Raw genomic sequence first — 18,682 nt, 5'->3', positions numbered from 1 at the left:
GTGCTTCATTTCAGCGACATGAGTCACTCTAAGGCTGGAAGTACAGGTGCCGAGTGCTTCATTTCAGCGATATAAGTCACTCTAAGGCTGGAAATATAGGTGCAGAGTGCTTCATTTCAGCGACATGAGTCACTCTAAGGCTGGAAGTATAGGTGCAGAGTGCTTCATTTCAGCGATATGAGTCACTCTAAATCTGGAAGTATAAGTGCAAAGTGCTTCAAAACAGCGACATGAGTCACTCAAAATCTGGAAGTATAAGTGCAGAGTACTTCATATCAGCGACATGAGTCACTCTAAGGCTGGAAGTATAAGTGCAGAGTGCTTTATATCAGCGACATGAGTCACTCTAAGGCTGGAAGTATTGTGAAGAGTACTTCATATCAGCGTTATGAGACACTCTAAAGCTGGAAATATAGGTGCAGAGTGCCTCATACCACCAACACCACCTTCCATCCAAAACCCTCAGCTCTTCACGCTCCCCATCCCCCCATATTCCATCCGCCGGTAAACCCCCGGTGCCCTGCCATGCATTTTGCTGAACACCCGGTGAAAATAAGGGTAGGTGCCGAAGCCGCACTCTTCCGCAATCTGCTCCAGTGTCATGGTGGTATATTTCATCCTTTCCTCAGCAGCTGCGAGCCTGATTTCCATTGCATATTCCATGATCGTTTTCCCTGTGCTTTCCTTGAAGAGATGAACAGCACGCGAAACGCTCAATCCGGCATGGGCAGCTGCTTCTTCTACTTTAAAAGAGGAAAGGGCATGCTCCTCAATGAACCTGAGCATTCTTGTCACTGCATATGGCCTGTGGGCAGAAAGAGACGATTCCTTCAGCGATCTTTCAAGCAAGATGCAGAGCGACCGGAGAAGGTAGTCGGACAGTTCATTAAACTCTTCCTTCGAAGGCCGTCTTAATTCAATGATTAAATGCCTCCAGAGGGAAAGCAGCCGCTCATCTGCGTCAATCCGTGCCACATCCGGTTTATTGGATCTTTTCCACCAATCTTCAATCCATTCCCCCTCACAGATGAGATGATAGTCGCCGCTCAAAATAGCCTTATCAGGAAGAAGGCTGTCGACCATCAGTTCATAATGATCCCCAGGCTTAATCAGCAGCAGGTCGCCTTTTTCCAGTTTCCTGCGATTGCCTCTGACGATCGCTTCGCAAGCTCCTTCTGTCTGCAGGCGGATCAGGTAGGAAGGGTAGCCGGACTTATGATGAGAATAAAAAGGCTGTGTATGGTATGAATAGCCGCAAAATAATGTATCCGTTTTCAAAAAGAGACCCCCGTCACTCAAAATAGCAAAATAGTGCATGTTTTAATCATATCATGAATGTTCAAATAATTGGTGGTCACTTATGATGGAATCAAATAGTTTATTTTGAAATTATTCGGAAGCGAGGGGATCAGGATGGCTGGAATACCAATTGCAGTGCAGCTTTATACACTCCGTGAAGAAACGGAGAAGGATTTTGCAGGTACCCTGAAGAAAGTGGCAGAACTCGGTTTTGACGGCGTCGAATTTGCAGGTTTTGGAGGGTTGAGTGCAGAAAAAGTGAAGGAATTGACTGACGATCTTAATCTTGCGCCAGTATCAGCCCACATCCCGCTGGCCGATCTTAAGGACAACCTGGACAACGTGATTTCTGATCTTAAAACGGTTGGGATTCAATATGCAGTTTGTCCATTTCTGATGCCCGATCAGCGGACAGAGGAAAACTATCAATCACTCATTCCCCTGCTGAACGAAGCAGGCCGGAAGCTGAAGGATGCAGGAATCACATTATGCTACCATAACCATGATTTCGAACTTGAAAGATTAAGTGACGGGCGGATGGCGCTTGAGGCCATTTTTGATGATAGCGACCCTGGCCTGCTGCAGACAGAATTGGACATATATTGGCTGGCAAAAGCAAAGGAAGATCCGGCTGCCTGGATCAAAAGGTATAAAGGCAGGTCACCGCTTGTGCATCTGAAGGATATGACAAAAGATGAAGAACAGTTCTTCGCGGAGCTTGGGGCCGGAAGCATCGACCTGGAGGAAATCCTCAGTCTGGGGGATGAAGCAGGAGTAAAGTGGTGGGTAGTAGAACAGGATGCAACCCGTTTGACGCCATTTGAAAGCATTGAAATCAGCATCAATTACTTAAAAAAACAATTATCCATTAAAGGAGTTTGATCTTTATGACTACATTGAAAGTTGCTGTAATCGGCTGCGGAAGCATTGCTCAATATCGCCACCTGCCGGAATATGCCGCAAATCCATTGGTAGAAATCGCTGCTGTATGCGACAGCAATCAGGAAAGAGCAGAAGAGACGGCTGCGAAATATGGAGCCAGGGCATTTACCGATTATAAAGAAGCGATTGAAATGGAAGGAATCGACCTGGTCAGTGTTTGCCTGCCGAATTTCCTCCATGCAGAAGTCACACTGGCAGCCTTGAATGCAGGCCGCCATGTATTATGTGAAAAGCCTATGGCTGCATCAAGGGAAGAAGCAGAAGCAATGAATGAGGCTGCAAGAGCTAACGGAAAGAAACTCATGATTGCCCACAACCAGCGTTTCACTGCTGCACATCAGAAAGCAAAGGAGATCATTGAGAGCGGCAAGCTTGGCAGGATCTTCAGCTTCAGAACGACATTCGGGCATGCCGGCCCGGAAGGATGGAGTGCGGATGGAGCTGACAGCTGGTTCTTTAATAAAAAAGAAGCTTTTATCGGTGCCATGGGTGATCTTGGCGTACATAAAGCTGATTTATTGCGCTATCTGCTCGGCGAGTTCACTGAAGTCGGTGCGCTGATTGCGACTAACGCGAAAGAAAATACAGAAGTGGACGATAATGCGGTCTGTGTCCTCCGATCAGAGTCAGGAGCAGTCGGCACATTGGCAGCAAGCTGGTCATATATGGGCGGAAGCGATAATTCCACTGTCATCTACGGGGAAAAAGGGACCCTCCATCTTGAAGCAGATCCGGAATATTCCCTGATAGAGGTTTACCGTGACGGCAGTTCGGTTCAGCATAAGCTGGACAAAATCCAGACAAACGAGGAAGGCGGACAGACGACTTCCCATGTGATCAATCATTTTGTTGAAAGTGTAGCAGAAGACAAGGAGCCGCTGATCACCGGAGCAGAGGGCCTGAAGAGCCTTGAAATCATCCTTGCCGCTATCGAATCACAGAAAACAAAGCAGATTATCCCCCTTAAGAAAGGAGTACTGGCAGAATGAAACTCGGTGTTTTTGCAGTATTATTTTCACAAAAATCTTTCGAAGAAATGCTTGACCATGTAAAAGCAGCAGGTCTTGATGCGGTTGAAATCGGCACAGGCTGCTATCCTGGAAATGCCCATTGCCCATTGGACGAATTGCTTGAAGATGAGGCAAAAAGAAAAGCTTATCTGGAAGCTGTAACATCCAGAGGCCTGACGATCAGCGCATTCAGCTGCCACGGGAACCCGATTTCCCCTGATAAAGCTTTTGGTGAAGAATCTGATGAAGTACTCAGAAAAACCATCAAGCTTGCTTCACTCCTTAATGTACCGGTCGTCAATGCCTTTTCCGGCACAGCGGGCGACAGTGAAGAAGCAAAACAGCCAAACTGGCCAGTTGTACCATGGCCGGCAGAATATGGCGATGTCCTGAAATGGCAATGGGAAAACAAGCTCATCCCATATTGGAAAGAAATCGGCACTTTAGCAGAAGAACATAATGTGAAAATAGGACTGGAGCTGCATGGCGGCTTCCTTGTCCATACACCTTATACGATGCTGAAGCTTCGCGAAGAAACAAGCCCGGCCATCGGGGCGAACCTGGATCCGAGCCATCTGTGGTGGCAGGGCATCGATCCCGTCGCAGCGATTAAGATTCTCGGAAAAGCCGGTGCCATCCACCATTTCCATGCCAAAGACACCTATATTGACCAGGATAACGTCAATATGTATGGACTGACAGACATGCAGCCATATGGAGAAGTCCAGACACGCGCCTGGACATTCAGAAGCGTCGGCTGCGGCCACAGCATCCAGGAATGGAGCGATATGATGAGCGCTTTGAGGCTGTATGGCTATGACTATGTTGTCAGCATCGAGCATGAAGATCCGCTGATGTCCATCGATGAAGGGTTTGCACGTGCAGTGAAGAACCTGAATGAAGTTCTGATTCGGGAAACGCCTGGGGATATGTGGTGGGCGTAAAAACAAATTTAATGAGCGGGGCAAACCAGACAAGCGGGTTGGTGCCCCGCTTTTTTGTGTTTGTGCCTTATCAGGTGAACCGTGAACCATGAACCATACAATATGTAATCTTGTTAAAATTCGGTGTCCATCATTCTGCATCCATCAGAGTTGCAGTACTGGTGCAATCCGTATTATATTTGCTCCTGGATACTCCGAATTAGATGATAAGTATCTTTCGGTGATCCAATAGAAGCAGAGTTGCTGGGTAAGGAGCTATTTTGAAATGGATGGATATGTAATAGGTGTTGACATAGGCGCTACAAATATTCGCGTGGGACTTATCGGAAAAGAGCTGTCGGCTATCCGTATGGAGACGGCAGTAACCAGGAGTTTTAACAATGCAGATGAAATGTTTGGTGAGATTTTTCGGATGGCTGAAAGGGTCGATCCTCAGAAAAAAGCTAAGAAAATTGGAATTGCCCTGCCTGTCCCATGGAATGACCAGACAAAAATAATAAAAGATGCAGACAACATCCCTGTTCTTGATGGAATAAGAATTGAGTACATACAATCCTGCTTTCCCGGGCTTGAGGTTTCATTTGACAATGATGTCAATGCAGCGGGACTGCTGGAAGCTGAAAAGGGAGCTGCTGCAGGAAAAAGCTATTCTCTCTACATGACAGTGAGCACAGGCATTGGGATGGGTGTTTACTATAAAGGCCAAATGATCAGGGGGGACAATGGATATGCAGGCGAAGCGGGCAGAATGATCATCGGCCAGGCAAGCGGGGAAGAGGGGACCAAGGAAATGACACTGGAATCCCTTTGCAGCGGCAGGGCTCTTGATGCCAGGAGTAAGCTAATATATGGTGAAAGTGCGGACGCAGAATACCTGTTTAAAAAATTTAAAGATAAGGAAAAGATGGCTGTTAAAGTGATCTATGATTGGATTGAGCATTTTTCCAGTGCTGTTGCCTCCATCATTCAGCTCATGGATCCAGGGGCATTTGTCCTTGGCGGAGCTGTCATCTGCCGTAATCCCTGGCTGATAGATGAAATTAACCATAAAATTAAGGGAAAATTATATGCCAATCTAAGAGGCAAAATAAAGCTTGGCATCTGTGCTTTTGGAGGAGAAGCAGGGGTGATCGGCGCCGGCTATATGGCGTTAAACCAAGCCAAAAAGCAATAAAAATTCTAAATTGTGTTCACTTGTGAGTTTACTTCATGGCTTTGTATAAAATTGGAGCAAAGCCGTGGAATAGCTAAGGGATGAAAAATGATGCAAGCACAATGAAAAGACAGCTAATTGAGTAGCTGTCTTTTTGAAGCTGAATTTTGAAGGTGGGCCAGTAATTCAGCCGAAACAATGCCTGGCTGATCAATCATTGAAAAGTGGCTTGCATTAGGATCAGTTTGAAAACAGAATGCGGGACATACTGATGCAGAAGCTGCCCCCAGTAGGGAACCAGGTACCGGTCAAGCTGCCCCCATAAGAAGGTTGCCGGACATTCTATTTGAGGCAAATAGGGAACCAGATCCACAGTCTGGTGATGGTTTAATGCAAATGAGGCCTGCTGCAGCTCTTCAGGACCTGTTTCAGTGCTGAAAGGAAAAGTGAATCTCCTGATCAGCTCCGGCTTCAGCATAAAAGGTTAATAGACTCCTTCCTGCAGCCTCCTTTCAATGAAAGGAGGCGAAGGTACAAATTCCTCTGCAACAGGATAACTGATGTATTACTTTACCTCCAAAGGCCCCTCCAGCTTCATCTTCTCCAATTCAATCCTCATCTTCTGTGTCTCTATCAAATAATTCTCATGCTTCAGTTTTTCGAGTTCTAATTCTTTTTCAACAATCTTAACTTTTGTCTTGGCAAGTGATTGAAAGTGGTTTGTGACGATGGCGACAAGCGGGATGGAAAAAATCATAACCACAGTAACTAAACCTGTCATATGTATTGCCCCCTTTATAAAGCTCTGTCATTTATTCTTATCAAAATATTCGCTTCTGTCTAGTTTCATACTACCATATTATGGTCTTTCGCCCCATATGAAAATGAACCTTTTTAAAAAGGAGAGACAGAACGCCAAGGTTCTGTCTCTCCAATCGGTTTAGTAGGTAACGCCTTTTCTCGTATGGGTCTTTTCAAGTTCGGCCGGATTGGGCTCAAAGTATTTATCGGTGTATTTGGCGACGAATTTGTCGTTTTGAATATAGCCAGCTCCCCAGGTCGGGTCCATGACGATCCAGCTGCCGTTTGCCTTGGCTTCGACCCAGGCATGGTTGGATGGCCAGAAGCCGCCGCGCGCGGTACCCTCAATGATTCGCGCTTCAATCCCGCTGGCACGCAATAGAGCGGTGGCGAGGTAGGCATAATCCTGGCAGACGCCGGTTTTCATTTCCAGCGTTTTCAGGGCGCTGTCATCCCAGCTGAATGTACTATTTTCATATTTGCTGACATCATAGGAAACATTTTTGGCGACATATTCATAGATTGCTTTGATTTTTTCCTTATCAGTGCTTTTTCCGGTTGTCAGTTTGCCGGCGAGACTCTGAATCTCTGGTGCCTCTGACTCAACGCCTCTAGATGGAAGAAGGTCGCGCTTATCTTCGCTGTCTGCTTCCACTTCAAAAGAAGCAAAGCCGTAATAGCGGAAGCTGTCACTGTTTTCTTCCTTGATTTCCGGGACGCTCAGTGTAACCTCATATGTGCCTGGACCAAAGCGGAGATAAAAGGAGCCGTCAAATTCAAAGTCTTCTACCGGGATGACATCTAGTGCTTCATCTTCACCTTTTTTAGTAGAAACATAGATGTGCGTTGTTTCAGGACCGAAATCAGCCTCTGGAGCTATTTTTCCCTTTACTGTATACTCATCATTGGACTCCTCGCCGCCAAATTGCGGAGACTCCAGTGTGACACCGCGTTCCCTGTAAGCTTCATAATACTCGATCGGCTTCATGGTCCTGTCTGACTGATTGTCGATCAGAAGCGTTGTGGCTGTCTGGTAATAGTTCTCCCTTTCTTTGTCAGGCACGAGCACTTCCAGCTTGTGGACGCCTTTTCCATACAGCAGGGGGACGTCATAAGCGAACTTGCCCTGTTCGACCGGCAGGACATGAGTCCATGTATCAGAGTCTTTGTTCAGCTTGATCATTATGGTATCATTGTCACCGAGTTTGCCTGCGTCTCCTTCAAGCTGGAAGATTTCATTTTCTTCAACATAGCTGGACTTAAGATCCAGGCTGATTTCATCCTCCTGTCCGAAAGGGGTATAGGTGACATCGCGGACGATCTGCGGATTCACATTATGGACCGTGAAAGATGCAGTATCATAATAGTAGTTTTCCTGATCCATGCTCGGAATCTGCACTTTTATCTGATACTCTCCCTCACCGTTGAAGAAGTGCAGTTCCTGCTTAAATTTTCCGTCCTCAATCGCTGTGTAATATTCGTGCTCACTGCCTGCCGGACCTTCTTCAGCTGCATGGACTTTGATCCAGACAAAGTCAGATTTCAGGCTGGCTGATTTTTCAATCGTCCCCTCGATAACCGCCTTTTCATTGACGGTAAATTCCTTGTAGACCGGTTCCTTCAGTTCCAGCCCAACCTCTTCGCTGTAGGAAGTCAATTCAATCGGCTCCAGCTCTGATTCCTTATTCTGATCCTTTGCGAGTTTTTCGTATTTATTTTCCTCCTGCTGGGCAGCCTGCGTTTTGTCTTTATCAGCTTCCGTATTGCTGCAGGCAGAGATGATCAGAAAACTGCTCAATATACTTGATAATAATAAATACCTTCGTTTGTATACCTTCATGCTTTCCTCCTCAGACATTTGTTTCAGTATAGCTTATTTACGGCCGGTGTCCTCCTTAAGTTTCTGGGTATAAACTCCTGATTAAAAAGGTTTGCCAGCTAAGCATATAAGTTGTTATAGCAACTTTATGTGTGTTAAGATTCTAATGCTGCTGATGAAGTAACCCGAAATGTTGCTATAGCAACCTGGTAATCTTTCTTTGCAGTAAGTTTCAGGGAGAGGGAGAGATTTATGGTCAATTTTAAGGATTACACAAAACAATATATTAACGGTAAATGGCTGGATGGGAGCGGCGCCAAAACAATTGATGTATTGAACCCATATGACGATTCCAAGCTTTATACTGTAAAAACTGTAAATGAGGCTGACATTGATCAGGCTATGCTTACAGCTGAAAAAGCACAAAAGAAATGGGCAAAGACAACCCCCGGGGAACGCAAAGAAGTTTTAAGGAAAGTAATTGCCTATCTTGAAGAACATAAAGAAGAAATCATAGATATTTATACTTCAGAAACAGGCGGAACCATTCTTGCGGCCAATATTGCCCTGCAGATTACATTTGAGGAGCTGGAGGAAGCGATCAAGTTTGCAGATGAAGTGAATGTCGTGAACCAGGTTCCGGCAACCATCCTGGGGAAGGAAAACCATGTGTACCGAGTGCCGGTGGGTGTTATCACAAGCATCTCGCCATTCAATTTCCCGCTTAATCTGTCGGTAAGGACAATCGCCCCTGCCATTGCTTTAGGGAATGCAGTTGTGCATAAGCCGGATGTGGCAACAGGCATCACAGGCGGCGTCATCCTGACAAAAGCATTTGAAGAAGCTGGCCTGCCGGCAGGCGTGCTGAACCTTCTGCTGACAGATCCGAAAACAGATGGGACAGGCGACTATCTGCTCGAACACCCAATTCCACGCTTCATATCATTCACAGGCTCAACCGCTGTCGGTAGACACGTCGGGGAAATTGCCGGAAGGAATCTGAAAAAAGTGGCATTGGAGCTTGGCGGAAACAATCCATTCATCGTCCTTTCAGATGCAGATGTCGATCGTGCAGTTGATGCTGCTATCTTCGGAAAATTCGTCCACCAGGGCCAGATCTGCATGATTACAAACAGGATCATTGTTCATAAAGATATCGCTGAAGAATTTACCAATAAATTCGTTGAAAGAGCAAAAGCACTTCCTTATGGCAATCCAAAGGACCCTGCCACTGTCGTTGGGCCGCTGATCAACGATAGGCAGCTGCAGAAGGCTCAGGCAGTCATCGAAGCAGCAATTGCAAACGGCGAGAAAGTTGCGCTTGAAGGACAAAGGGTTGGCAACATCCTGACTCCTTACGTTTTCAAAGATGTGAAAAATGATTCTGCCCTTGCACAGACTGAAGTCTTTTCGCCAATCGCAACGATCATTCCGGTTGAAAGTGATGAAGAAGCGATCAAGATTGCCTCTGAAACAGAGTATGGACTGTCATCATCCATCTTTACGCAGGATCTTGAAAAAGCGCAGCAATATGCACTGCAGATTGACAGCGGTGTGACGCATATCAACGATCAGACTGTTAATGCGCAGCCGGATATTCCATTCGGCGGCAATAAAGCTTCAGGTGTCGGCCGTTTCGGAAATCCTTGGCTCATTGAAGAATTTACGACAACCAAATGGGTATCTGTCCAAAAAACATATCGTGAGTTCCCATTCTAATAAAAGACAGGAATATATCCTATACTATAGGGAAAAGCTCCTCAGATCAATTTGGGGAGCTTTTCCAGCGTTAAATATGTGGAGAAAGATGTGAAATAGTTGGAAAAAGCTCAGCTGTGGACAAAGGATTTTATCTTTATTTCCTTTGCCAGTTTTTTTGTATTTGTGATTTTTTATATGCTTACCGTCACACTGCCGGTATATGTAGCAGATGAACTGCAGGGCGGAGGGCAGGATATAGGGCTCGTTATTACGGTATTCGTGCTTTCTGCGATTGTATTCAGGCCGTTTTCTGGAAAATGGCTTGATACCTTTGGCTCAAAGAAAATTTTGATCATCGGTTCCTCTATTTTCCTGGCTGGATCAATCCTTTACCTTTTTGTAGAATCACCGCTTGTGCTGCTGGTTATCAGGGTCATCCACGGGGCAGGCTTCGGGATGGCAACCACCGCAACAGGAGCAATTGCTGCAGCTATTATTCCGTCATCCCGGCGCGGGGAAGGGATGGGCTATTATGCCACTTTCATGAACCTTGCCATGGTCATAGGTCCATTCGCGGGGCTGACCATTATAGGAGCAGCGAGTTATACCGTACTGTTCGCCGTTTGCATTGCCTGCTCCTTGCTTGCCTTAATCTGCGGATTGATGTTGGACCTGAAAGAACTGCAAAACGTGCAGACTCAGCAGGCAGCAGCGGTGAAAAACATGAAGCTGTCGGACTTTTTTGAACGTAAGACAGTGCCCATCGGATTTGTTGCTTTTACATTATCTTTTGTCTATTCCAGCGTTATATCATTCATCTCGGTGTATGCGAGAGAGCTGGACCTCGTCCAGGCAGCAAGCTATTTCTTTGTCGTTTATGCCGCGGCTTTATTGTTTTCCCGACCATTCACTGGAAGATGGTTTGATCAATTTGGGGAAAACAAAGTGATCTATCCTTGCATCCTCTTCTTTGGGATCGGTGTCTGGATGCTGAGCCAGGCATCATCAAGCTTTCAGCTCCTGCTTTCAGGAGCATTTGTCGGCATCGGCTTTGGCACGCTGGTATCGTGTTTTCAGACCATTGCAGTGGAAACGGCCCCTGCAGGCAGAAAGGGGACGGCAACCGCGACTTTCTTTGTCTTTTTTGACGGCGGTTTTGCCATTGGCTCTTTTATCCTCGGAACTGCAGCGGCCCAATCAGGCTACAGCATGATTTACACGATAGGAACAGTGATTGTCCTGATTGCTGCAGTCCTTTACTTTATCCTCCATGGAAGGAAAGCCGCCCGCCGGCTAAATGTATAGGATGAAATTCTAAGCAATTTTGCACTTTTTCCTCTATTATAAATAGTAGATTATCTAGTGGAAGAAGGATTAGAATGTTGAAAAATGCACTTATCTTTTTATGGCAGCTTTTTCTGCTGTGGCTTATTTACGCTGCTTCAGATTTTATCGTTGAAATTCTTCACCTGCCCCTTCCTGCAAGCGTACTTGGGATGATGATTTTATTCATCCTGCTGCTTACCGGTGCCGTCAAGGTGAGCCAGATCGAAAAGGGAGCTTCATTCCTGAACCGGCATCTGGCTTTCTTTTTTATCCCGATAGCAGTAGGCCTGATGAGTTACGGCGGACTGATACAGACGAGCGGCTGGCAGCTGCTCGTTATGATTATTGGCAGCACAGTCATCGGGCTGATCGTAACTTCCGGATTGGCAGCTTATTTTTCAGGAAAGGGGGCGGAAAAGGGTGAGCGGGATCACACTCATTAGCATCCTTTTGACGGTCATCGTCTATATCGGGGCAAAGGCTCTTTCCGCCCGGCTGCTCTCCCCATTCGCCACGCCTGTTTTTACAGCTACAGCTGTCATGATCCTTCTGCTGCTGGCTGGAAGGATTCCCTATGAAGAATACACGCCGGCAAAGAATATCATGACCTTTATGCTTGGTCCTGCCACTGTAGCCCTTGCTGTTCCTCTGTATCATAACCGGCTGGTGATCAGGGAAAGATTGAAGCCTGCTGTCATCGGACTGACGGCTGGAACCTTGTCGACCATCACATCGGCCGTACTGCTGGCAAAAGTGCTTGGTCTGCCGGAAAAAATCCAGGCTACCTCTGCCGTCAAAGCCATCACAACTCCGGTGGCAATCGAAGCGGCAAAAATCATCGGCGGAGACCCGCCGCTGGCCGCTGTGTTCGTCATCTCGGCAGGTATCTTCGGGGCCGTCATGGGCTCTGTTATTCTATCTTTTATAAAAATCAGCGATCCTTTCGCAAGAGGGCTTGGCATAGGAACGGTGGCCCACGGGATCGGCACAAGCCAGGCTGCGATTGAAGACCCTGTTCAGGGAGCAGTCTCCAGCGCAGCCATGGGATTCTCCGCCATTCTAACTTCTTTGGTCATTCCCTGGTTATATCCCTTCCTGCAGTTCCTGTTATGATTTCTTCTTCTGGTGTTTAAGAAAATGCCATTCAGGAAAAATACCTAACAGGACAAGAGAAGAGGAGGAATCATCATGCCATACGATAAACTAAGCGAACTGCCGGATTCCGTCAAAGACAATCTGCCGCATCACGCCCAGGAAATCTTCAAAGAAGCCTTCAACTCAGCAAGTGAAGAATACGACGAAGAAGAAACAGCCTTCAAGGTTGCCTGGAGTGCGGTGAAGAAAAAGTATGAGAAGGACGATGATGATAACTGGGTGGAGAAGGAAGAATAGAGGGAAGCTTGATCCTTAGAAAGGGTCAAGCTTTTTTTCATTTAATAGATCAGCTTTCAAATGGTATAATCTGAAATAATCGTATATTTGGAGGGCTGCTTCTTGAAGAAACTCTTCCCTATTTACATATTGCTGCTGCCGCTTCTCCTCCTTGCCTGTCAAACACAAGAGGAACCTGCAGCTAAACTGCCAGACTACAAACCTTCTGAAGATGATATTGTTTCCATGCACGGAGAAATCCAGAATATGGACCGGTTTAGTTCATTTATAGAACATGTGCAACAAGGCAGTGAAGACACCATCAGGGTTGTACGTTACACAGAAGAAGGTGCCCCGATTCTGCATGATCTTGAATATGATGGGCAAGTCATCCATTTTATTCTTGATACAAGAAGAGACGGTTTTGGACCGAGAACGATTGAAGAAAGAGAATGCAGGTCTGTTAATGTAGAGAAAGGGGAAAAGCGGACAGATTATGCCCTTACAGGCTGCGGATGGAGCAAAGAGGACTACAGTATCTTGACCATCTCGAAATAATGGGCGTCCAGTTTTACCAATACATATGAAAACTCTATAAAAAATCATCAATTATATTAGACTACATATACTTCGGGGTGCCAGCTTATGAGAAATAAGAAAGCGGTTACGATGCGCACGAAGATCATCGTATTGATTGTGATGCTGATATCGGGTGTGATAGCCCTTTTGTCCGGGTTATACGCTTATGTGGAATTTGAACAGACAGAAGAAAGCATGGGCAAGCAGGCCCTTTATGTGGCGCTGGCGGTTTCTCATATGCCTGGTGTGAAGGATGCATTTGGGGAGGAAGATCCTTCAGAAAAGATTCAGCCGCTTGCAGAGAAAATCAGGGAAGATATTGGTGCTGAATTTATTGTGATAGGGAATGCGGACAGCATTCGCTATTCACATCCTGATACCGGCAAAATTGGCGGGCGGATGGTCGGAGAAGATAATGAGCGCGCCCTTGAGCAGGGTGAAGCGTATGTATCGAAGGCTACAGGCACGCTTGGACCTTCGATAAGAGGGAAGGCGCCAATAGCGGATGAAAATGGGGAGATTGCAGGCGTCGTGTCAGTAGGTTTCCTTTTGGATGATCTCGAGGAGGAGGCTCTGAGCAGGCTGAAGAAAATCGGACTCATTTCTTTTGGTGCCATCCTCCTTGGTGTAGCCGGCGGGACTTTGCTTGCTAGAGATATCCGGAAAGATATGATGGGCCTGGAGCCGCATGAAATTGCCGCCTTATACCATGAAAGAAGCGCCATCCTGGATTCTGTGAAAGAAGGGATCATCGCTGTGAATCGTGACGGATTCATCACGATGATGAATCCTTCTGCCCGAAGGATTCTCTCTCTCAAGGAAGACGGGGTGAATAAGAAAATCACTGATGTGGTCAAGGGAACGGGCATGAACCATGTATTGGATACAGGTGTGCCGGAAAAAGATGTGGAAGTTCTGCTTGAGGAAAAACCAGTCGTGGTGAACAGGACGCCTATTTTCGAAAATGGTGAGGTTATAGGTGCAGTCGCCAGCTTCAGGGACAAAACTGAAATCAATGAGATGCTCAATACTTTGTCAGAGGTGAGGCGCTATTCTGAGGACCTTCGCGCCCAGACGCATGAATTTACAAATAAATTATATGTGCTGTCCGGTCTGATGCAGCTGGGTCAGTATGATGAAGCGGTCCGCATGATCCAGGAGGAATCAGGGGCCCATGATCAGCAAAATCACATTCTGTTCGAGCAGATCAGGGACAGCCGCCTGCAGGCAGTCCTGCTCGGAAAATTGGCGAAAGCCTCTGAAAAGAAGATAAGCTTTACGATTGATGACAGCTCGGCGGTGGAACCGCTGCCGGAAGGAATGACCATTACCCATTTGATTACCATCATCGGCAATCTGATTGATAATGCTATAGAAGCGACAGATGGGATGCCGGACAGGCGTATTTCCTTCTTTGCTACAGATATCGGCAATGACATAATCTTTGAAGTGGAAGATAATGGCGGTGGAATCTTGCCTGAGGATGAGCAGCGTATTTTTGAAAAAGGCTTCTCGACAAAAGAAAAGGACGGCAGGGGTTATGGGCTTGCTCTCGTCAGCCAGGCGGTCGGGGAGCTGGGAGGAACGATTGAGATGAAGACTGGAGAGGCAGGGACAATCTTTACTGTCTTTCTGCCAAAACAGATAGAGGATGATGGAGAATGATCAAAGCAATTATCGCAGAAGATGATTACCGGGTGGCTGACATCCATGAGCAATTTATAGAAAAAATTAACGGCATCGAGTGTATTGGAAAGGCGTTGAATGCAGCAGAAGCGCTGAAACTGCTTGAAGAAACGGAAGCAGATCTCCTGCTTATGGATATCTATATGCCGGACGAGCTTGGAAGCAGCCTTCTTCCCAGAATAAGAGAGAGCTTTTCTAATATCGAAGTGATCATGATTACGGCATCCAATGAAAAACAGATGGTAGAGGAGTCCTTGAGATACGGAGTGATCGATTATATGATCAAGCCGGTAACCTTTGAACGATTCTCAGAGGCAATCCGCAAAGTGAACAAAAAGAGAGATCTTCTGGAATGCCGGGATAGTGAACTGACGCAGGAAGCAATCGACTATTATTTAAGCAGCAGTTCAGCGTCAGTAGCGGCTTCCGAAAAGATGCCAAAAGGAATCGATTCGCTCACTTTAAGAAAAGTGAAAGAAATTTTGGAGGAAATGACGGAAGGCGTTAATGCAGAAGAGCTTGGAAAGGAAATGGGCGCTTCAAGGACGACTGCCCGCAGATACCTGGAATACCTGGTAGCTTCAGAGGAAGCGAAAGCTGAGCTGGAATATGGGATCGTCGGAAGGCCCGAGAGAAAATATTATCGATTATAGTCTATAGTTCACAAGAGCTGCACCCCTATGTTAGCTGATGGGGGTGCAGCTTTTTTGTGTGCAAATCCGTGAACAAAATGAACAAAAAGCCCGCAAAGTTCTTAACGCTCAATACTTGTTTAATAGATACAAACTTTTCTGATTTTTTTACAATAACAAAAAGAAAACGTTTTCAACCATGGGGAGGAGCATATAATCGATGAAAAAAATGATTCTGGCAGCAGCACTGCTGCTATGCATGGTGATGATGTCAGCCTGCTCAAGCAAGGAAGCTGCAGGCATTTATAAGGATGGCAAATGGATGCCAAGCAGGCCGATTGAAGTTGTGGCAACTGCTGGAGCCGGCGGAGGCTGGGATACCACGGCCCGCATGGTTGCCCAGACGCTTGAAAAGGACGGGCTTGTTGATCAAAGGATGCCTGTCATCAATAAGCCGGGCGGAGGCGGGGCCGTCGGCTGGGCGTATATGATGAAAAAGGAAGGCAACCCTCATAATATCTTTGTCTCGTCACCGCCTATTATTCTTGTACCTTTGAATGGGCAGTCAAAATACGGAGCAGATGACTTTACCCCGCTGTCCAATCTGATTGCCGACTATGCAGCATTTGCTGTCAGGGCCGATGCAAAATGGGATAATCTGAATGATTTGTTTGATGATATGAAAAAAGATCCTTCCAAAATCTCGGTTGTTGGCGTTTCATCTCCCGGAAGCATGGACCATATCCAATTTATCAAGATTGCCAAAGCCGCAGGTGTGGATGTGACAAAAATCAAATATGTTTCAGACCAGGATGGCGGAGCATTGACACAGCTCCTCAACGGAAGTGTCGATGTTTATTCTGCCGGTACTTCAGAAACGATCGAGCAGGTGCGAGCCGGAAAAATCAAGGTGCTTGGAGTAAGCTCTCCGGAAAGACTGAAGGGTGATACACTCGAGGATTTCCCGACAGCCATAGAACAGGGCATCAATGAAACCTTTGTGAACTGGAGGGGCTTCTTCGGGCCTCCTAATATGGATGAAAAGCAAATTCAGTATTATGAAGAAAAGCTAAAAGAGCTGAATGATTCGCCGGAGTGGAAAAAGATCCGCGAGAAATATGGCTGGAATGAGCTTTATATGGACAGCGGCGAATATAAGGATTTTCTAAAGAAAGAAAACGATGAAATGTATAAACTGCTTGATGAGCTGAAGCTGATCAGATAAAAGGGGGAATCATCCATGCTAAAGCCGATCAATCGAAAAATTGGCCTAGTATTAATAGGATTTGCACTGTTTTACCTCATATTGAGCTTCCGGCTGCCAGAATATCCTTATGCAGCAATAGATGCAGACTTTGTGCCAAAAGCTCTCGGGCTCCTGCTTCTCCTGCTTTCTGTACTGCTGTTTTTTTCTAAAAAGCCCGAGACGGCAGAAGAAAAGAAAAAACGGAAGATACCGGAAGGCGAAGCCAAGACACTGCTTACAGTCTGCGCATTTATTTTGGTCTATATCTTCTTTTTTGAAATGATCGGATTTGTGGTCATGACGGCTCTTTTCATTTTTATCACAACCTGGTATCTGGGCTATAAGAAGAAATGGACAAATGCAATTGTCTCGGTCGTCTTTTCGCTGTCCATTTACATGATGTTCAATTATCTGCTGCAAATCTCACTGCCGGCAGGCATTCTGCCATTTTAAAGGAGGGATCTTATGGGTTCGTTTGAAGGATTATTATCAGGTTTTCAGGTTGCACTGAGCCTGCAGGGGATCTTATTTGTATTCCTCGGTGTATTTATCGGTACATTCATCGGCATGATGCCGGGCCTGGGCCCTATCAGTGCGATTGCCATCATGATCCCGGTCACATACAATATGGATCCTGCCATTGCTTTAATGATGATGGCCGGTGTCTATTATGGAGCGATTTTTGGAGGATCATCCTCATCCATCCTGCTGAATGCTCCGGGAGTCTCGGGGACGGTTGCCACCGCATTCGATGGCTACCCGATGGCCCAGCAGGGGAAGGCGGGCAAGGCGCTGGCCATTGCCGCTATTGCATCGTTCTTTGGAGGGACAGTCAGCGTTGTTCTATTGATGCTGTTTTCCCCGCTTCTTTCCTCGGTTGCCGTTTCATTTGGCCCCGTCGAATACTTTGCTTTGATGCTTTTGGGACTGACGGCCATTTCCAGCTTGTCGGAAGGATCAACACTAAAGGCTTTTATCTCGGCTACTCTTGGCGTCATTGTCGTGACCATTGGAATCGATGGGCAGACAGGCACAGCCCGATTTACCTTTGACAATGCCTATCTGCTGGAAGGCATCGATTTCCTTATCATCGCTCTTGGGCTTTTTGCCCTGGCAGAGGTTTGTACATTGATATTTAATAGAAAGAATGCTGCTTCATCGGAAAATGAGAACATCGGCAGCCTGAAAATCACCAGGGAAGATTTCCGTGAGATGAAGGGACCGATGGCCCGCCAGTCGGTACTGGGTTTCATCCTTGGCGTCCTTCCTGGAGCAGGAGCGACCATTGCCTCTTTCATCGGCTATATCAGTGAAAAAAAGCTGGCGAAAAATCCTGAAGAATTCGGGAAGGGCTCCATCAGAGGGCTGGCTGCTCCGGAAACAGCCAATAATGCAGCAACCGGCGGGGCCTTCGTTCCGCTTCTGAGCCTGGGGATTCCGGGGTCCGGTACAACTGCAGTCCTGCTGGGGGCCTTCCTGGTGCTGGGCATCCAGCCGGGACCCCTGCTGGTTCAGGATCACCCGGATGTATTCTGGGGCATTATTGCGAGCATGTATATCGGCAATGTGTTTCTTTTGATTTTGAATCTGCCCCTTGTGCCGTATATAGCTAAGGTGCTTACGATTCCGAGGCCGATGCTGATTTCACTCGTTATAACTTTCAGTATGGTAGGCGTATATGCCTTGAGCTTCAACACGTTTGATTTGTACCTGCTTCTGATTTTCGGAGTAATTGGATTTCTTATGAGGATTTTTTCTTTCCCCGCGGCTCCTTTTATCCTTGCCTTTATATTAGGCGGGATGATGGAGCAGGCGCTGAGGCAGACACTGACTATCTCCGACGGGAGCCTGGCCATCCTGCTGGATCGCCCAATCGGCCTTACATTGATGATCATCGCTGTACTGGTTATGATTGTGCCGTTGTTCCGGAAGAAGAATAAGTCAGGTTCTGCTGATAAATCACATGCTGCATAGTGAAGAGGGAGCTGCCTTTTGGCAGCTTTTTTGTGTTTCCGGGCATGCTGGTTTACACGAAAGGCTGATTCATGGTACGATATGTTTTGTTATAGATAGTAATGGTTACGATTTATCCTTTTCCGATCTCTCTGTTCTATCTTTATTTTATCTTGTTTAAATCGTAATTGTTACGTATTAATTCATGGAGGTATTCGTT

General features: G+C 46.5%; 19 protein-coding genes. 15 read left to right on the top strand and 4 right to left on the bottom strand.

All coding sequences use genetic code 11. The annotated features are described in order from the left end of the window. Positions 1 to 462: 462 nt before the first annotated feature. Complete coding sequence (locus FZD51_RS01605; protein WP_148973137.1) at positions 463 to 1,278, bottom strand: helix-turn-helix domain-containing protein; 816 nt, start codon at positions 1,276 to 1,278, stop codon at positions 463 to 465. 135 nt (positions 1,279 to 1,413) lie between these two features. Between FZD51_RS01605 and FZD51_RS01600 the strand changes: the two genes are divergently transcribed. The 4 genes from FZD51_RS01600 to FZD51_RS01585 all read left to right on the top strand — a co-directional run bounded on the left by FZD51_RS01600 (position 1,414) and on the right by FZD51_RS01585 (position 5,369). After that, positions 1,414 to 2,181: a sugar phosphate isomerase/epimerase family protein gene (locus tag FZD51_RS01600; protein WP_148973136.1), complete on the top strand. Its 768-nt coding sequence runs from the start codon at positions 1,414 to 1,416 to the stop codon at positions 2,179 to 2,181. 5 nt (positions 2,182 to 2,186) lie between these two features. After that, entirely contained in the window at positions 2,187 to 3,230 is a 1,044-nt protein-coding gene (locus FZD51_RS01595; protein WP_148973135.1) for a Gfo/Idh/MocA family protein, read from the top strand. Then, complete coding sequence (locus FZD51_RS01590; RefSeq protein ID WP_148973134.1) at positions 3,227 to 4,195, top strand: sugar phosphate isomerase/epimerase family protein; 969 nt, start codon at positions 3,227 to 3,229, stop codon at positions 4,193 to 4,195. The genes FZD51_RS01595 and FZD51_RS01590 overlap by 4 nt, the downstream gene beginning before the upstream one ends. Positions 4,196 to 4,460: 265 nt before the next feature. Beyond that, positions 4,461 to 5,369, top strand: coding sequence for an ROK family protein (locus FZD51_RS01585; RefSeq protein ID WP_148973133.1), 909 nt, complete (start codon positions 4,461 to 4,463; stop codon positions 5,367 to 5,369). A gap of 193 nt (positions 5,370 to 5,562) precedes the next feature. On the opposite strand, the gene FZD51_RS01580 is transcribed toward FZD51_RS01585, so the two are convergent. The 3 genes from FZD51_RS01580 to FZD51_RS01570 all read right to left on the bottom strand — a co-directional run bounded on the left by FZD51_RS01580 (position 5,563) and on the right by FZD51_RS01570 (position 7,989). Beyond that, a complete protein-coding gene (locus FZD51_RS01580; protein ID WP_148973132.1) occupies positions 5,563 to 5,826 on the bottom strand; it encodes an alpha/beta fold hydrolase in 264 nt (87 codons plus the stop codon). An 87-nt stretch (positions 5,827 to 5,913) separates the two neighbouring features. Next, a complete protein-coding gene (locus FZD51_RS01575; protein ID WP_148973131.1) occupies positions 5,914 to 6,129 on the bottom strand; it encodes a hypothetical protein in 216 nt (71 codons plus the stop codon). Positions 6,130 to 6,288: 159 nt separating this feature from the next. Further along, positions 6,289 to 7,989, bottom strand: coding sequence for a transglutaminase domain-containing protein (locus FZD51_RS01570; protein WP_262380618.1), 1,701 nt, complete (start codon positions 7,987 to 7,989; stop codon positions 6,289 to 6,291). 231 nt (positions 7,990 to 8,220) lie between these two features. Between FZD51_RS01570 and FZD51_RS01565 the strand changes: the two genes are divergently transcribed. The 11 genes from FZD51_RS01565 to FZD51_RS01515 all read left to right on the top strand — a co-directional run bounded on the left by FZD51_RS01565 (position 8,221) and on the right by FZD51_RS01515 (position 18,483). Beyond that, entirely contained in the window at positions 8,221 to 9,687 is a 1,467-nt protein-coding gene (locus FZD51_RS01565; protein ID WP_148973129.1) for an aldehyde dehydrogenase family protein, read from the top strand. A 99-nt stretch (positions 9,688 to 9,786) separates the two neighbouring features. Next, the gene (locus FZD51_RS01560; RefSeq protein WP_148973128.1) at positions 9,787 to 10,974 is read left to right on the top strand and encodes an MFS transporter; all 1,188 of its coding nucleotides are present in this window, start codon (positions 9,787 to 9,789) and stop codon (positions 10,972 to 10,974) included. Positions 10,975 to 11,048: 74 nt separating this feature from the next. After that, positions 11,049 to 11,438, top strand: a complete 390-nt coding sequence (locus FZD51_RS01555; protein WP_187445584.1) for a CidA/LrgA family protein — start codon at positions 11,049 to 11,051, stop codon at positions 11,436 to 11,438. After that, positions 11,416 to 12,108: an LrgB family protein gene (locus FZD51_RS01550; RefSeq protein ID WP_148973127.1), complete on the top strand. Its 693-nt coding sequence runs from the start codon at positions 11,416 to 11,418 to the stop codon at positions 12,106 to 12,108. The genes FZD51_RS01555 and FZD51_RS01550 overlap by 23 nt, the downstream gene beginning before the upstream one ends. Positions 12,109 to 12,183: 75 nt before the next feature. Then, on the top strand, positions 12,184 to 12,387 hold the full coding sequence (locus FZD51_RS01545) for a ChaB family protein (protein ID WP_009793247.1): 204 nt from the start codon (positions 12,184 to 12,186) through the stop codon (positions 12,385 to 12,387). A gap of 102 nt (positions 12,388 to 12,489) precedes the next feature. Then, complete coding sequence (locus tag FZD51_RS01540) at positions 12,490 to 12,924, top strand: DUF4362 domain-containing protein (RefSeq protein WP_148973126.1); 435 nt, start codon at positions 12,490 to 12,492, stop codon at positions 12,922 to 12,924. A gap of 87 nt (positions 12,925 to 13,011) precedes the next feature. Further along, positions 13,012 to 14,610: an ATP-binding protein gene (locus FZD51_RS01535; RefSeq protein ID WP_148973125.1), complete on the top strand. Its 1,599-nt coding sequence runs from the start codon at positions 13,012 to 13,014 to the stop codon at positions 14,608 to 14,610. Next, a complete protein-coding gene (locus tag FZD51_RS01530; RefSeq protein ID WP_148973124.1) occupies positions 14,607 to 15,284 on the top strand; it encodes a response regulator in 678 nt (225 codons plus the stop codon). Before FZD51_RS01535 ends, FZD51_RS01530 begins: the two co-directional genes overlap by 4 nt. Positions 15,285 to 15,483: 199 nt before the next feature. After that, the gene (locus FZD51_RS01525; RefSeq protein WP_148973123.1) at positions 15,484 to 16,488 is read left to right on the top strand and encodes a tripartite tricarboxylate transporter substrate binding protein; all 1,005 of its coding nucleotides are present in this window, start codon (positions 15,484 to 15,486) and stop codon (positions 16,486 to 16,488) included. Between the two features lie 15 nt (positions 16,489 to 16,503). Then, positions 16,504 to 16,962: a tripartite tricarboxylate transporter TctB family protein gene (locus tag FZD51_RS01520; protein WP_148973122.1), complete on the top strand. Its 459-nt coding sequence runs from the start codon at positions 16,504 to 16,506 to the stop codon at positions 16,960 to 16,962. Positions 16,963 to 16,974: 12 nt separating this feature from the next. Next, a complete protein-coding gene (locus tag FZD51_RS01515) occupies positions 16,975 to 18,483 on the top strand; it encodes a tripartite tricarboxylate transporter permease (RefSeq protein WP_148973121.1) in 1,509 nt (502 codons plus the stop codon). Positions 18,484 to 18,682: the final 199 nt, after the last annotated feature.

The organism is Bacillus infantis, from assembly GCF_008180445.1.
Lineage (GTDB): Bacteria > Bacillota > Bacilli > Bacillales > Cytobacillaceae > Bacillus_AB > Bacillus_AB infantis_B.
The sequence above is the reverse complement of the archived record's forward strand: the minus strand, read 5'-3'. Positions and strand labels throughout refer to the sequence as shown.

Excerpts from the sequence above, each read along its gene's own strand:
- FZD51_RS01555 (WP_187445584.1), top strand. The coding sequence starts at position 11,049 with ATGTTGAAAAATGCACTTATCTTTTTATGGCAGCTTTTTCTGCTGTGG.
- FZD51_RS01520 (WP_148973122.1), top strand. The coding sequence starts at position 16,504 with ATGCTAAAGCCGATCAATCGAAAAATTGGCCTAGTATTAATAGGATTT.
- FZD51_RS01530 (WP_148973124.1), top strand. The coding sequence starts at position 14,607 with ATGATCAAAGCAATTATCGCAGAAGATGATTACCGGGTGGCTGACATC.
- FZD51_RS01515 (WP_148973121.1), top strand. The coding sequence starts at position 16,975 with ATGGGTTCGTTTGAAGGATTATTATCAGGTTTTCAGGTTGCACTGAGC.
- FZD51_RS01525 (WP_148973123.1), top strand. The coding sequence starts at position 15,484 with ATGAAAAAAATGATTCTGGCAGCAGCACTGCTGCTATGCATGGTGATG.
- FZD51_RS01545 (WP_009793247.1), top strand. The coding sequence starts at position 12,184 with ATGCCATACGATAAACTAAGCGAACTGCCGGATTCCGTCAAAGACAAT.
- FZD51_RS01565 (WP_148973129.1), top strand. The coding sequence starts at position 8,221 with ATGGTCAATTTTAAGGATTACACAAAACAATATATTAACGGTAAATGG.
- FZD51_RS01580 (WP_148973132.1), bottom strand. The coding sequence starts at position 5,826 with ATGCTGAAGCCGGAGCTGATCAGGAGATTCACTTTTCCTTTCAGCACT.
- FZD51_RS01570 (WP_262380618.1), bottom strand. The coding sequence starts at position 7,989 with ATGAAGGTATACAAACGAAGGTATTTATTATTATCAAGTATATTGAGC.
- FZD51_RS01575 (WP_148973131.1), bottom strand. The coding sequence starts at position 6,129 with ATGACAGGTTTAGTTACTGTGGTTATGATTTTTTCCATCCCGCTTGTC.
- FZD51_RS01535 (WP_148973125.1), top strand. The coding sequence starts at position 13,012 with ATGAGAAATAAGAAAGCGGTTACGATGCGCACGAAGATCATCGTATTG.
- FZD51_RS01585 (WP_148973133.1), top strand. The coding sequence starts at position 4,461 with ATGGATGGATATGTAATAGGTGTTGACATAGGCGCTACAAATATTCGC.
- FZD51_RS01595 (WP_148973135.1), top strand. The coding sequence starts at position 2,187 with ATGACTACATTGAAAGTTGCTGTAATCGGCTGCGGAAGCATTGCTCAA.
- FZD51_RS01600 (WP_148973136.1), top strand. The coding sequence starts at position 1,414 with ATGGCTGGAATACCAATTGCAGTGCAGCTTTATACACTCCGTGAAGAA.
- FZD51_RS01590 (WP_148973134.1), top strand. The coding sequence starts at position 3,227 with ATGAAACTCGGTGTTTTTGCAGTATTATTTTCACAAAAATCTTTCGAA.